The organism is Saccharopolyspora erythraea, from assembly GCF_018141105.1.
GTDB classification, from domain to species: domain Bacteria; phylum Actinomycetota; class Actinomycetes; order Mycobacteriales; family Pseudonocardiaceae; genus Saccharopolyspora_D; species Saccharopolyspora_D erythraea_A.
In genome coordinates this window covers 5142119-5156162 of sequence record NZ_CP054839.1, presented here as the reverse complement: position 1 = coordinate 5156162, position 14044 = coordinate 5142119, and the positions used below count along the sequence as shown (strand labels likewise).

The following is a 14044-nucleotide window of genomic DNA, read 5'->3' as shown; positions in this document are numbered from 1 at the left end:
CGAGCCGCAAGCGGGCTATACGTCAGTCGGAGATCCCGGAGCGAGAAGGCGGCTGAGGTTCCGCCAGGCGACCCACTGCGCATGCCACATCTGAAACACGTCCGGGCACCACACGCCGCCGGGAACCGTTCCCGGCGGCGTGTGGAGGAAGTGCGAGTGGCGGCGCCCTGGTCCCCGCGGAAGTCGTTGCGCGCCCTGCGAGATCGACGGCAGGCGGGGAGCTCGGCCCGCGGGCGTCCTACGAGGTCGCCACGTCCAGGGTGGGCCTGGACAGCTGGCGGCGGGCGCGGCCGAAGCCGCGGGGGTGGTTGAACGCCAGGACGCCCACGGGTCGCCCGTCGCGCTCGTACTGGGCCAGGAAGCAGCGGTCCTCGATGTCTCCGTCGATGATGCGCACGTCGTCCTCGGGGTGGACGAAGCCCGCGAACTGGATGCGGACCCCGTACTGGTCGGACCAGAAGTAGGGCATGTCGGTGTGCTGTTCGTTGGTGATGCCGTCCAGCAGGTTGCGCACCGCGATCCGCGGCTGGCCGTTGGCGGTGGCCCAGTGCTCGGTGCGCACGTTCCTGCCGAGGTCGGGCCGGAAGACGCGGGCCACGTCGCCGACGGCGACGACGTTGGACAGGTCGGTCACGCCACCGGAGTCGCAGAGCACGCCGTCGTGCAGGCTCAGGCCCGAACCGCTCAGCCAGCCGGTGTTGGGCTGGACCCCGATGCCGGCGACCACCACGTCGGCGGGCAGTTCCTCGCCGGTGGCCAGTCGCACGCCGACCACGTGGCCCGCGGCCGAGCGCAGCTCTTCGACCCCGGCCCCGAAGCGGACCGCCACGCCGTGCTCGCTGTGCAGTGCCGCGCACGCGGAGGCCAGGCGCGTGCCGAGCACGCGGGCCAGCGGGAGTTCGGCGGCCTCGACGATGGTCACGTCCAGCCCGAGCGCGGCGCAGGAGGAAGCGACCTCGGCGCCGATGAACCCGGCACCGATGACCACCACGTTCGGGCGTCCGGTGGTCAGCTCCTCGCGCAGTGCCTGGGCGTCCTCGAGCGTGCGCAGGGTGTGCACGCCGCCGACGCCGGCGCTGCCGGGCAGCACCCGGGTCGAGGCCCCGGTGGCGATCACGACGCCGTCGGTGCCGATCTGCTCCCCGCTGTAGAGCTCGATGCCCGCGTCGGCGGGCCGCAGGCGCGCCGCGAATTCGCCCAGCCGCCATTCGGCTTCGAGCTCGTCGAAGTCCTGCTGCTCGCCGAGCGCGAGGTCGGCGGTGCCGATCTGGCCCTTGAGGAAGTCTTTCGACAGCGGCGGCCGGTCGTAGGGCAGGTGGACCTCGGTGCCGACGACGACGAGCCTGCCGTCGAAGCCCTGCGCGCGCAGCTGCTGGGCCGCCGAGTACCCGCCCAGCGACCCTCCCACCACGGTGATCGTCCTCATGCGACGCTTTCCTGTTCCAGAGCGGCGTCCTGGCCCGCGGTCCGGCGGGGCGTGACGTCGACGTAGATGACGCCGTTGTCGACGGTCACGGCGTGGGTGCGCACCGGGCGCTTGGCCGGCAGGCAGGTCGGCATGCCGGTGCGCAGGTCGAAGAACGCCGCGTGCAGCGGGCACTCGACGAAGCAGCCCTCCAGGAAGCCCTCGGACAGCGAGGCGTCCTGGTGCGTGCACGTGTCATCCACCGCGTAGTACTCGCCATCGGCGTTGAACACCGCGATGGGAACGTCGGCGACGACCCGCGCGGACTCGCCGGGAGGCAGTTCCTCGGTACGGCAGACGGCGAACATGAGCCCTCCTGTTTGTTGCGCATAAGAGAACAGCAACCGTTATGCGCAACAGGCTCCATGACTCCGGGGTGGTCGTCAAGAGGGATCGCGCCGTTCGCCCGCAACGTTTCGCGCGCGGATTCCCTTCTCCGGCAACGCGATGCGACCCACGGGGGGTTACGTCGCGGTAACCCGGAGTTGATCGGCGCGGGGCTCTTGACAGCGCAGGGGTGCGGCCTCATCGTTGTTTCCCATCAAGCAACAAGGTGCTTAATGCGCAACTGTGCAGGTTAGGGCCACCTCCGGCCCGAATCCCCGAACTCCACACTCCCGGAGAGGAGAGCGTCCTTTGCTGCATCAGGTCCGCGGCGTCGTCGCGCGCGAGGTGGGCGCACCGGTCGAGGTGCTCGACGTCCTGGTCCCCGACCCCGGCCCGGGCGAGGCCCTGGTGGCCGTGCAGGCCTGCGGGGTCTGCCACACCGATCTGCACTACCGCGAGGGCGGGATCGGGGACGAGTTCCCCTACCTGCTCGGGCACGAGGCCGCCGGCGTGGTCGAGGCCGTCGGCGAGGGGGTCACCGAGGTCGCGCCCGGGGACTTCGTCGTCCTGAACTGGCGGGCCGTGTGCGGTCAGTGCCGGGCCTGCCGCCGCGGCAAGCCACAGTACTGCTTCGACACCCACAACGCCCGCCGGCCGATGACGCTGGCCGACGGCACGCCGCTCTCGCCGGCGCTGGGCATCGGCGCCTTCGCCGAGAAGACCCTGGTCGCCGCGGGGCAGTGCACGAAGGTCGACGCCGAGGCCGACCCGGCGGTGGCCGGGCTGCTGGGCTGCGGCGTGATGGCCGGAATCGGCGCCGCGGTCAACACCGCCCCCGTGCGCCGCGGCGACACGGTCGCGGTGATCGGCTGCGGCGGCGTCGGCAGCGCGGCGGTCGTGGGCGCGGAACTGGCCGGTGCACGCCGGATCATCGCCGTCGACCTCGACTCGAAGAAGCTGGACTGGGCCGAGGCCTTCGGCGCGACCCACCTGGTCAACGCCCGCCACGCCGACCCGGTGGAGGCGGTCCGGGAGCTGACCGGCGGGTTCGGTGCCGACGTCGTGATCGACGCGGTCGGCCGCCCCGAGACGTTCAAGCAGGCCTTCTACGCCCGCGACCTGGCGGGCACGGTCGTGCTGGTGGGCGTGCCGACCCCGGAGATGACCCTGGACCTGCCGCTGATCGACGTCTTCGCGCGCGGGGGAGCGGTCAGGTCGTCCTGGTACGGCGACTGCCTGCCCGGCCGCGACTTCCCGGAGCTGGTGGAGCTCAGCCAGCAGGGCCGCATCGACCTCGGCGCGTTCGTCACCGAGCGGATCGCGCTCGACGAGGTGGAGAAGTCCTTCGAGAAGATGCACCGCGGCGAGGTGCTGCGCTCGGTGGTGGTCCTCTGATGACCGCCCGCGTGGAGAAGGTCGTGACCTCCGGAGTCTTCGCCCTCGACGGCGGCACGTTCGCGGTCGACAACAACGTCTGGCTGGTCGGTGACGACCGCGAGGTCCTGGTCGTCGACCCGGCGCACGACCCGGACCTGGTGCTGGACGCCGTCGGCGAGCGCAAGGTCACCGCCGTCGTGTGCACTCACGGCCACAACGACCACATCAACGGTGCCGTCGCGCTGGCCGACAAGGTCGGTGCCCCGGTGCTGCTGCACGCCGACGACCTCGAGCTGTGGCAGCAGGTTCACGCCGAGCGGCCGCCGGACTGGACGATCGCCGACGGCGAGCTGCTGACCGTGGCAGGCACCGACCTGCAGGTCCTGCACACCCCGGGCCACACCTGGGGAAGCGTCTGCCTGCACGCCGCCGAGCAGGGCTGGCTGTTCTCCGGCGACACCCTGTTCCAGGGCGGCCCGGGCGCCACCGGCCGCTCGTACTCCGACTTCACCACGATCATCCGCTCGATCACCTCGCGCCTGCTGGACCTGGACGGGAGCACCGTCGTGCACACCGGACACGGGCCCACCACGACCATCGGCGCCGAATCCCCGAACCTGCCGGACTGGATCGCCCGGGGGCACTGAGCCCGGCGCCACCCCGCCTCTGGAGAAAGGACCAACGCTGGTGACATCTCCCGCCACACCCCGAGTGGTCGTCATCGGTGCCGGCATCGTCGGATGTTCGCTGGCCGACGAGCTCACCGAACGCGGCTGGACCGACGTGACGGTCGTCGAGAAGGGGCCGCTGTTCGCCACCGGCGGTTCCAGCTCGCACGCGCCCGGCCTGGTGTTCCGCACCAACGGATCCAAGGCCCTGACCGAGTTCGCCGACTACACGGTGCGCAAGTTCCGCGGCATGGACCTCGACGGGGCGCCGTGCTTCCTGCCCGTCGGAGGTCTGGAGCTGGCGACCACCTTCGAGCGGTGGGCCGACCTGCAGCGCAGGCACGGCCTGGCGACCTCGTGGGGCATCGGCTCGCGGCTGCTGGACCCGCTCGAGTGCGCGGAGCTGTGGCCGACGATCGACCGCGAGCGGGTCCTCGGCGGCTTCCACACCCCGGGCGACGGGCTGGCGAAGGCTCTGCGTGCGTGCGAGGCGCAGGCCCGGCGCGCGATCGCCAGGGGAGCGGTGTTCCTGGCCCACCACGAGGTCGTCGGCATCGAGCAGCGTGGCGGACGGGTGAGCAGCGTGGTCACCGACCAGGGGGTGCTGCCCGCCGACGTCGTGGTGTCGGCGGCGGGGCTGTGGGGCCCGCGGATCGGCCGGATGGCGGGTGTGGACGTGCCGTTGCTGCCGATGGCGCACCAGTACGCGAAGACCACGCAGCTCGCCGAACTCGCCGGCCTCAACGACGAACGCGACGAGCTCTCCCGGCCGATCCTGCGCCACCAGGACGCCGACCTGTACTTCCGCGAGCACGTCGACCGCATCGGGATCGGCTCCTACGCGCACCGCCCGATGCCGGTGGACCTCGCCGAGGTGCCGAGCTCCGCCGCCGCGCAGGTCATGCCCTCGATGCTGGAGTTCACCGCGGAGGACTTCGAGCCGTCCTGGCAGGACGCCCTCGACCTGCTGCCCGCGTTGCAGGACACCAAGGTCGAGGAGGGCTTCAACGGGATCATGTCGTTCACCACCGACGGCATGCCGCTGATGGGCGAGTCCCGCGAGCTGCCCGGATTCTGGCTGGCCGAGGCGGTGTGGGTGACGCACTCCGCGGGCGTGGCGCGGGCGCTGGCGCAGTGGCTGGTCGACGGGCAGCCCGACACCGACGTCCACGAGTGCGACGTGCACCGCTTCGAGCAGGTGCAACTCGACACCGACTACGTGCACGAGCGCGCCTCGCAGGCGTTCGTCGAGGTCTATGACGTGCTGCACCCGCTGCAGCCGGCGGAACGGCCCCGCCGGCTGCGGGTGAGCCCGTTCTACCCGCGGCAGCGGGATCTGGGCGCGTACTTCCTGGAGGCCCACGGCTGGGAGCGCCCGCACTGGTACGACGCCAACGCCGAAGCGGCCGAAGGGCTCGAGGTGCCGGAACGGGGCGCGTGGGCGTCGCGGTACTGGTCGCCGGCGGCCGCGGCCGAGGCCCACGCGACGCGTGGGAAGGTCGCGCTCTACGACATGACCCCGTTGAAGCGGCTGGAGATCTCAGGTCGGGGCGCGCTGGACTTCCTCCAGCACATGACCACCAACCAGATGGCGGTCAAGCCGGGCACCGTCCGCTACACGCTACTGCTCGACGAGGCGGGCGGGGTGCGCAGCGACCTGACCGTGGCGCGGCTGGAGCGCGACCGCTTCCAGATCGGCGTCAACGGCAACCTCGACCTGGACTGGTTCCTGCGCCACGTCCCGGCCGACGGCTCGGTCGTGGTCCGCGACATCACCGCCGGGACGTGCTGCGTCGGGGTCTGGGGGCCGCTGGCCCGCGACCTGGTGCAGCCGCTGAGCCGCGACGACTTCTCGCACAAGGGCTTCGGCTTCTTCAAGGCCAAGCACGCCCGGATCGCCGGGGTGCCGGTCACCGCGATGCGGGTGTCCTACGTGGGCGAGCTGGGCTGGGAGATCTACGCCGACTCCGACGTTGGCCTGCGGCTGTGGGACGCGCTGTGGGAGGCCGGGCAGGAGCTCGGTGTCACGGCGGGAGGCCGCAGCGCGTTCAACAGCCTGCGGCTGGAGAAGGGCTACCGGTCCTGGGGAACCGACATGACCACCGAGCACAACCCCTTCGAAGCCGGTGTCGGGTTCGCCGTCCGGATGGACAAGGCCGACTTCGTCGGCCGCTCCGCGCTGGTGGAGGCGGCGGCCGAGCAGCCGCGGCGGCGGCTGGTGCCGCTGCTGATGGACCAGCCCGAACACGTGGTGATGGGCAAGGAGCCGGTGCACACCGCCGACGGCTCGGTCGGCTACGTCACCAGCGCGGCCTTCGGCTACACCATCGGCCGCTCGATCGCCTACGCGTGGCTGCCCGCGGACGCCGCCGCGCCCGGCACGCGGGTGGACGTCGAGTACTTCGCCGAGCGGCTGCCCGCGACCGTCGCCGAGGAACCGCTGTTCGACCCGGAGATGGCCCGCATCCGCCGCTGAAGCGGCATGGGTCGCCTCCGCGGTGACCCGCACCGAACCGACCGCCACCGTCGCGGCCCGGTGATGTCGCCGGGCCGCTCCGCACAACCCACCCGTACGACCCCTGTGAGGTTGCTGTCATGACCACGACCGGATCGCCGCAGAGCCTGATGGCGACGTTGCCCGGCCAGTACTACACCGACCCGGCGATTTTTTCTCTTGAGCAGTCGCGGATTTTGGAGGCGCAGTGGTTTTGTGCGGTGCGCTGTGATGATCTGGACAAGCCCGGTGCGTTCCGCACGGTGCAGGTCGGGCGGGAGAGCGTGTTGATCGCCCGCGGCCGGGACGGCGGGATCAATGCGTTTCTCAACATCTGCCGTCACCGGGGTGCCCGGTTGTGCACCGAAGACAAGGGCGAGGTGCGTCGTTCTTTCCAGTGCCCGTACCACGCCTGGACCTACGGGCTGGACGGCAAGCTGATCGCCGCGCCCAACCTCAACGACATGCCCGACATCGACCGCACCGAGTTCGGGCTCAACCGGGTGCACGTGCGGGAGTGGCTGGGGTATGCGTGGGTGTGCCTGGCCGAGCAGCCGCCGTCGTTCGACGAGACCGTGGTCTCGGATGTCACCGCGCGGCTGGGTGATGCCGGGGCGATCAACTCCTACGACATCGCCGCGCTGAAGCTGGGCAAGCGCATCACCTACGACGTGAAGGCGAACTGGAAGCAGATCATCGAGAACTTCATGGAGTGCTACCACTGCGCCACGATCCATCCCGAGCTCACCGAGGTGCTACCGGAGTTCGCCGACGGCTTCGCCGCGCAGTACTACGTCGGCCACGGCGCGGAGTTCGGTGAGGACGTGCAGGGCTTCACCGTCGACGGCAGCCAGGGCCTGGACCGGCTGCCCGGCGTGTCCGACGAGCAGGACCGGCGCTACTACGCGATCACCGTGCGCCCGCAGGTGTTCATCAACCTGGTGCCCGACCACGTGATCTTGCACCGCATGTTCCCCGTCGCTGCGGACCGCACGCTGATCGAGTGCGACTGGCTGTACCTGCCCGAGGTCGTCGACTCCGGCCGCGACCTGTCGCACTCGGTGGAGCTGTTCGACCGCGTCAACCGCCAGGACTTCGACGCCTGCGAACGCTGCCAGCTCGCCATGGACTCCCGCGGCTACGCACGCGGCGGAGTCTTCGTCCCCAGCGAACACCACATCGCCGAATTCCACGACTGGGTTCGGGAGCAGATCGGCGAAGGCGCCGGCGGCGAGTGAGGACGCGGCGGGTGGCGGCTGTCGGACCCGCCACCCGCCGCACCCGGCGCATCGGCGGGGAGCGCGGCGGTACCGCCTGACCTCGGTGCTCAGAGCCGGTGGTCGACGGCCAGGCCGCGGGCCGCGCTCACCACCCCGTCGTCGAGTGCGGTGGGGGTCAACTCGATCCGGGCACCGTAGGAGGCGATGACCGCCGACTCGAAGCGCTCCAGGTCCAGGTCGGGCACCTCCTCGCGCACCGAGCCCACCGAGGTGCCGTCGAAGTCCAGACCGAGGTGGGCGTAGATCTCGGTCAGCAGCGGCCGCAGCACCTCGGCGCCGTCGAAGATCGCCACAGCGCTGAACAGCCACGCCTGCCGCACCAGTCGTTGCGCCGTGCCGACCAGCTTCACCACGCCGCGGGCGTTGACGCTGTAGGCCCCGGGGCAGTACTCGCCCGGCACCGCACCGACCCGGGCGTCCACGCCGTGCTCCCGGAGCACGGCCGCCCACAAGTGCCCGTAGTCGGTGAACCGGTCGTTGAGCCCGGCAGGGAAGTCCGGGTGCGGGCTGACGTGGTCGACCACGACCGACTGCTCGGTGTAGGCCACCGCGCGGCCGCCCTGCGGCCGGACCAGCGGCTGGAACCCCGCGTCGCGAGCGGCGCGGACCGCCGCGTCGAAGCCAGGCAGGTGGGAGTCCCGGCGGCTGAACGCCACGACCGGTGCCGTAGGCCGGTACACCCGCAGGATCGCCCCGGAGTCACCGCGGCTGACCCCGCGCAGCAACGCGTGCGCGACCGCGATCTCCAACGCCTGGTCTTCGTCCGCGCCGAGGGCGCCGTGCAGGAGGTCCACGCCCCGAGCTTAACCAGCGGGCACGGGCTGTCCGGGCCCCGCACGCGGCCGCAGGCTTCGGGCCGGCTGCAACTCATGTCGGTGGCGGTCGCGACGCTGGAATTCGCCGCCTCGCCCATGGCCGACGACCGTCCGCGGCGCGCCCGCGAGCCGGCGACCCGCCTGGATCCGTCGTCGGTGGCGCCGCCGCTGGTGCGGCTGGCGTAGGAGGTGCGGTCGGCCGCCGGCCGCACGGCCGATCGGTCGACGAGGGTTGACCACCAGGACCCCCGAACTTAACCTCCCGCATACCGACTAGTCGGTCTCAATGGGGTGGTGGGATGGGCGCTGTTGAGGACTACCTCGCGGATCTGCGCGTGCGTCAGCAGGAGGTGTGGCCGCCGGGCATCCCGCGCGAGGTCGAGTACCCGCTCGGGGAGCGGCCGGTCACCGAGTACGTGAGCCACTGGGCGCGCACGGTTCCCGACCGCGTCGCCTACGACTTCTACGGACGCCGCATCACCTACGCCGAACTGGACGAGCTCGCCGCGCGGTTCACGGGATGGCTGGGCTCGGTCGGGGTCGTCCCGGGCGAGCGGGTCGGGGTGTTCCTGCCCAACTGCCCGCAGCTCGTGGTCGCCATGCTCGGCGTCCTGCGCGCGGGCGCGGTGTACGTCCCGATCAACCCGATGTTCCGCGAGCACGAGCTGCGCCACGAGCTGACGGACGCGGGCGTGTCGGTCCTGCTGTCGCTGGACGCGCTGTTCCCGCTGGTCGAACAGGTGCGACCGGACACCGCCCTGCGCGAGGTGCTCGTCACCGCGCCGGCCGACATGCTGCCGCCGGAACCGGTGCGTACGGAGCCCGCTTCGCTGCGCGCCGAATCGGACGTCGCGAGCGGTTGGGCTCGGGCGCTCGCGCATCCGCCCGCGCCCGGACGTGAAGCCGACCTCGACGCGCTGGCGGCGCTGAACTACACCGGCGGCACCACCGGCATGCCCAAGGGCTGCGAGCACACGCAGCGCCACATGATCTACACCGCCGCCACCGCCGCGGCCGCCTCGGGCATCGACGTCACCGGCGGCGAACCCGAGGTCTTCCTGATCTACGTGCCGATCTTCTGGATCGCGGGGGAGGACTTCGGAATCCTGGTGCCGCTGTTCTGCGGGAGCACCGTCGTCCTGCTGACGCGCTGGGACGCCGGCGCGGTGCTGGAAGCGGTGAGCGCACGCCGGGTGACCACGATCCTGGGCACGGTGGACAACTACGTCGAGCTCATGGACCACCCCGACTCCGGCTGCCGCGACCTGTCGTCGTTGCGCCGGCCGCGCGCGATGTCGTTCGTCCGCAAGCTGACACCGCGGTTGCGGCAGCGGTGGCGGGAGCTGGCCGGACCGGAAAGCGTGCTGCGCGAGGCTTCGTATGGGATGACCGAGACCCACACCGCGGACTCGATCACCGAGGGTTTCCAGGCGGGCGACCACGACCTGCTCACCGCTCCGGTGTTCTGCGGACTTCCGGTTCCCGGAACGGAGTTCATGGTGGTAGACGAAGTCACCGGCGAGCCGCTGCCGCTGGGCGCGACGGGCGAGATCGTGGTGCGCTCGCCGTCGCTGCTCACCGGTTACTACGAGCAGCCGGAAGCGACCGCCCACGCGTTGCGCGGCGGCTGGTTGCACACCGGCGACCTCGGGATCGTCGACGAGGACGGTTGCCTGCACTACCTCGGCCGCAACAAGGAGATGATCAAGGTGTCGGGCATGAGCGTCTTCCCGTCCGAAGTGGAGAGCCTGCTCGCCAGGCATCCCGGCGTGCTCGGTGCGGCGGTCGTGCCGAAGACCGATCCCGAGCGCGGGCAGGTGCCGGTGGCGTTCGTGCAGCCCGCGCCCGGAGCGGAGCTGGACGAGACCGCGCTGCGGGAGTGGGCGCGGCTCAACATGGCGCCGTACAAGGTTCCGGTCGTGCGGCTGGTCGACGCGCTGCCGATGACCGCCACCGGGAAAATCCAAAAAGGACGGTTGCTGGAAGAGGCCGAACGGCTCACCGCGCGACCGTAGTGGGAAGGGTGCAGATGCAGATCGCCGGACTGCTGGTGGCCAACCGGGCGGAGGTGGCGGTCCGCGTCATCCGGGCCGCCGGGGAACTCGGTGTCGGAACCGTCGCGGTGCACGCGGCCGACGACGCCGACGCCCTGCACGTGCGGATGGCAGACCGCGCGGTGCCGCTTCCGGGTACCGGGCCTGCCGGGTACCTCGACGGGGCCGCCCTCGTCGACGCGGCTCGCTCGACCGGCTGCGACGCCGTGCACCCCGGCTACGGGTTCCTGGCCGAGAACGCGGGTTTCGCCCACGCGTGCGTCGAAGCCGGGCTGACCTGGGTCGGGCCGGAATCGCAAACCCTCGACGTGCTCGGTGACAAGACGCGGGCCAGGGAGCTGGCCACGCGCTGCGGCGTGCCGGTGCTGGCGGGGACCTCGGCGATCAGCGGTCCCCGCGAGGCCGAGGAGTTCCGCGCCGGCCTGCCCGGCGGCTCGGCGGTGGTGGTCAAGGCTGTCGCGGGTGGCGGTGGACGCGGAATGCGCGTGGTCGCCCCGGACGAGGACCTGGCCGAGGCCGTCCTGCGCTGCCGGTCCGAGGCGCGCGCCGCGTTCGGCGACGACGGGGTGTTCGTGGAGCAGTTCCTGCGTCGCGCCCGGCACATCGAGGTCCAGGTGCTCGCCGACGCCGGCGGTGCCGTGGCGGTCCTCGGCGACCGCGACTGCAGCCTCCAGCGGCGCAGGCAGAAGCTGGTGGAGATCGCGCCGGCCCCCGACCTGCACGACCCGGTACGCCAGGCGCTCGCGCACGCCGCTTCGGTGCTCGCGCGTCACGCCGGGTACCGGGGACTGGGCACTTTCGAGTTCCTGGTCGAGGCCGGGGACGGGGGAGTGCCCCGCTGGTACTTCATGGAGGCCAACCCGCGGCTGCAGGTCGAGCACACGGTGACCGAGGAGGTCACCGGCATCGACCTGGTCCGCGCGCAGATCCGGGTCGCGGCGGGAGCGAGCCTGGCCGACCTCGGTCTTGCGCCGGGAGAACTGCCCGCCACGCGCGGATTCGCGGTGCAGGCCAGGCTCAACACCGAGCGGTTGACCGCCGAAGGCCAGGCGATTCCCGCGACCGGCACGCTCACCGCCTACGAACCGCCCGGCGGGCCGGGCCTGCGGGTCGACGGCTGCGGATACCCCGGCTACCGGGTCAGCCCGCGCTACGACTCGACGCTGGCCAAGCTCGTCGCGCGCGACTCCGCTCCGGTGCTCGCCGACGCCGTCGGCAGAGCCCACCGCGCGCTGGGGGAGTTCCGCGTCGAGGGCGTGGCCACCAACCGCGAACTGCTGCGCAGCCTGCTCGCGCGACCGGAGGTGCGGGCGGGCGCCGTGCACACCACGTTCGTCGACGACGTGCTGTCCGAACTGGACGGTGTGGGCGCCGAATCCGTGGCGCTGCCCGGCCGCGACGACGTGGTCGAGGTGACCGCGCCGATGGCGGCGACCGTGGTCGAGGTCTGCCGGGCGCCGGGAGAGCCGGTCCGCGGGGGCGAGGTCATCGCCGTTCTGGAAGCGATGAAGATGCAGCATCCGGTCAGCGCCGCCACCCCGGGTGTGGTGGCCGAGGTGCTGGTGAAGGTCGACGACGTGGTGACCGCCGGCCAGCCGGTCGCGCTGCTGTCGCCGGGCGAGGACGAGGACGGCGGCGAGTCCGGCACCGCGGCGGTCGATCTCGACGCGCCGCGCCCGGACCTCGCGGCGCTGCGGGAGCGGCGGGCGACGCTGGCCGACGAGGCACGCCCCGACGCCGTCGCCCGGTGGCACGACCGGGGGCGCCGCACCGCCCGGGAGAACATCGCCGACCTGTGCGACGAAGGCACCTTCGTCGAGTACGGCGGGCTCGCGATCGCCGCGCAGCGGCGTCGCCGCTCGTTGCGGGACCTGGTCGAGCGCACCCCTGCCGACGGGCTGGTCGCCGGCGTGGGCGCTGTCAACGGCGCCGACTTCGACCACGCCCGCGTGGTCGCGTTGTCCTACGACTACCTGGTGCTGGCCGGGACGCAGGGCCAGCGCGGGCACGCCAAGAAGGACCGCATGTTCGAGCTCGCCGAGAGCGCCCGGCTGCCCGTGGTGCTCTTCGCCGAGGGCGGTGGAGGCCGGCCGGGCGACACCGACGGCAGCGGCGTCACCGGACTGGACTGCCGAGCCTTCGCCCTCTACGCGCGGCTCAGCGGTGTGGTGCCGTTGGTGGGCATCGCCTCCGGACGCTGCTTCGCGGGCAACGCCGCGCTGCTCGGCTGCTCCGACGTCGTGATCGCCACGCCGGAGGCGTCGATCGGCATGGGCGGCCCGGCGATGATCGAGGGCGGCGGCCTCGGCGTGTTCGCGCCGGACGAGGTCGGGCCGACCGAGGTCCAGCGCGCCAACGGCGTCATCGACCTGTTGGCCCGCGACGACGCCGACGCCGTTGGGCTGGCCAAGAAGTACCTGTCCTACTTCCAGGGCGCGGTGTCGCGGTGGGAGGCTCCGGACCAGCGCAGGCTTCGCCACGCCGTCCCGGAGAACCGGCTGCGCGTCTACGACGTCCGCGCATTGATCGAGGATCTGGCGGATGTGGACTCGGTGCTGGAGCTCCGGCGCGACTTCGGGCACGGCGCGGTCACCGCGCTGGTGCGGGTGGAGGGCAGGCCGCTGGGCCTGATCGCCAACAACCCCGCGCACCTGGGCGGCGCCATCGACTCGCCCGCTGCGGACAAGATCGCGCGCTTCCTCCAGCTCTGCGACGCTTTCGGCCTGCCGGTGCTCTCGCTGTGCGACACCCCCGGTTTCATGGTCGGCCCGGACGCCGAGCGCACCGCGACGGTCCGGCACGTCAGCCGGATGTTCGTCAACGCGGCCGCGATGTCGGTACCGTTTGGGGTGATCGTGTTGCGCAAGGGCTACGGACTCGGCGCGCAGGCGATGGCAGCGGGCGGGTTCCGGGAGCCGCGCTTCACGATCGCCTGGCCCACCGGGGAGTTCGGACCGATGGGACTGGAAGGCGCGGTGCGGCTGGGCTACCGCAAGGAGCTGGAGGCCATCGCCGACCCGGCGCGGCGGCAGCGCAGGTTCGAGGAGATGGTCGCCGCTGAGTACGAGCGTGGGCAGGCCACGAACGTGGCTTCGGCGTTCGAGATCGACGACGTGATCGACCCGGCCGAGTCCCGCCGCTGGATCGCCGCCCTGCTGACGGGGGAGGAGCCCTCGGCGCCGGTCGGAGGCCGCAGGCCCTGCGTGGACACCTGGTGAGCATCCGGACGACACCGGGCGGCATCCCCCATGGCGCCCCGCAAGGATGCCCCTAACAGAGAAAGTCAATGACTAGGGGTAGCGGACCATGTTCGTTACGTGCTCAACCCGATAGAGTGATCACGACGGTGGGAAACGGCACACTTTTCTGACTTTCCGTGTTGGAGAAGGGAAAAGGTGCCGTCATCCGGCATTGGCCGGTTCCCGTCGTCGCCCCCGAGGAACGATCCGGAGCCGGCCGAGCGCAGCGGGATCGTCCGGGCCGCTCGCGGGCGGCTCCCGGACCCCGGTCGCATGCCGCCCCCCTCGCGGTGACCGGTCCTGACCCAGGCCGGTGACCGGCCGG

Annotated in this window: 10 protein-coding genes; 7 read left to right on the top strand and 3 right to left on the bottom strand. The window is 71.8% G+C overall.

What is annotated here, in order from left to right:
• Nucleotides 1-238: 238 nt before the first annotated feature.
• Both HUO13_RS23195 and HUO13_RS23190 read right to left on the bottom strand, forming a co-directional pair.
• Nucleotides 239-1426, bottom strand: a complete 1188-nt coding sequence (locus tag HUO13_RS23195) for an NAD(P)/FAD-dependent oxidoreductase (RefSeq protein ID WP_211897199.1) — start codon at nucleotides 1424-1426, stop codon at nucleotides 239-241.
• Nucleotides 1423-1773, bottom strand: a complete 351-nt coding sequence (locus tag HUO13_RS23190) for a bifunctional 3-phenylpropionate/cinnamic acid dioxygenase ferredoxin subunit (protein WP_211897198.1) — start codon at nucleotides 1771-1773, stop codon at nucleotides 1423-1425. The genes HUO13_RS23195 and HUO13_RS23190 overlap by 4 nt, the downstream gene beginning before the upstream one ends.
• A 328-nt stretch (nucleotides 1774-2101) precedes the next feature.
• Here HUO13_RS23190 and HUO13_RS23185 point away from each other — a divergent pair, with 328 nt between their 5' ends.
• The 4 genes from HUO13_RS23185 (at nucleotide 2102) to HUO13_RS23170 (ending at nucleotide 7569) form a co-directional block, all read left to right on the top strand.
• Nucleotides 2102-3187, top strand: coding sequence for an S-(hydroxymethyl)mycothiol dehydrogenase (locus HUO13_RS23185; protein WP_211897197.1), 1086 nt, complete (start codon nucleotides 2102-2104; stop codon nucleotides 3185-3187).
• The gene (locus HUO13_RS23180; protein ID WP_211897196.1) at nucleotides 3187-3816 is read left to right on the top strand and encodes an MBL fold metallo-hydrolase; all 630 of its coding nucleotides are present in this window, start codon (nucleotides 3187-3189) and stop codon (nucleotides 3814-3816) included. Before HUO13_RS23185 ends, HUO13_RS23180 begins: the two co-directional genes overlap by 1 nt.
• 40 nt (nucleotides 3817-3856) lie before the next feature.
• Nucleotides 3857-6313, top strand: coding sequence for a GcvT family protein (locus HUO13_RS23175; protein WP_432757765.1), 2457 nt, complete (start codon nucleotides 3857-3859; stop codon nucleotides 6311-6313).
• Nucleotides 6314-6432: 119 nt separating this feature from the next.
• Nucleotides 6433-7569 carry an aromatic ring-hydroxylating oxygenase subunit alpha gene (locus HUO13_RS23170; RefSeq protein WP_211897195.1) on the top strand — a complete coding sequence of 379 codons (1137 nt, stop codon included), beginning with the start codon at nucleotides 6433-6435 and terminating at the stop codon, nucleotides 7567-7569.
• 89 nt (nucleotides 7570-7658) lie between these two features.
• Here the strand turns inward: HUO13_RS23170 and HUO13_RS23165 are convergent, their stop codons facing one another.
• Nucleotides 7659-8405, bottom strand: coding sequence for a lipoate--protein ligase family protein (locus HUO13_RS23165; protein ID WP_211897194.1), 747 nt, complete (start codon nucleotides 8403-8405; stop codon nucleotides 7659-7661).
• 75 nt (nucleotides 8406-8480) lie between these two features.
• On the opposite strand from HUO13_RS23165, the gene HUO13_RS38140 reads away from it, so the two are divergent.
• From HUO13_RS38140 to HUO13_RS23155, 3 genes are all read left to right on the top strand, one after another.
• Nucleotides 8481-8612 (top strand): hypothetical protein, encoded by a 132-nt coding sequence (locus HUO13_RS38140; protein WP_282974273.1) that lies wholly within the window; start codon nucleotides 8481-8483, stop codon nucleotides 8610-8612.
• A 113-nt stretch (nucleotides 8613-8725) separates the two neighbouring features.
• Entirely contained in the window at nucleotides 8726-10441 is a 1716-nt protein-coding gene (locus tag HUO13_RS23160; RefSeq protein WP_211897193.1) for an AMP-binding protein, read from the top strand.
• Nucleotides 10442-10455: 14 nt separating this feature from the next.
• Nucleotides 10456-13698: an acetyl-CoA carboxylase family protein gene (locus tag HUO13_RS23155; protein WP_211903074.1), complete on the top strand. Its 3243-nt coding sequence runs from the start codon at nucleotides 10456-10458 to the stop codon at nucleotides 13696-13698.
• Nucleotides 13699-14044: the final 346 nt, after the last annotated feature.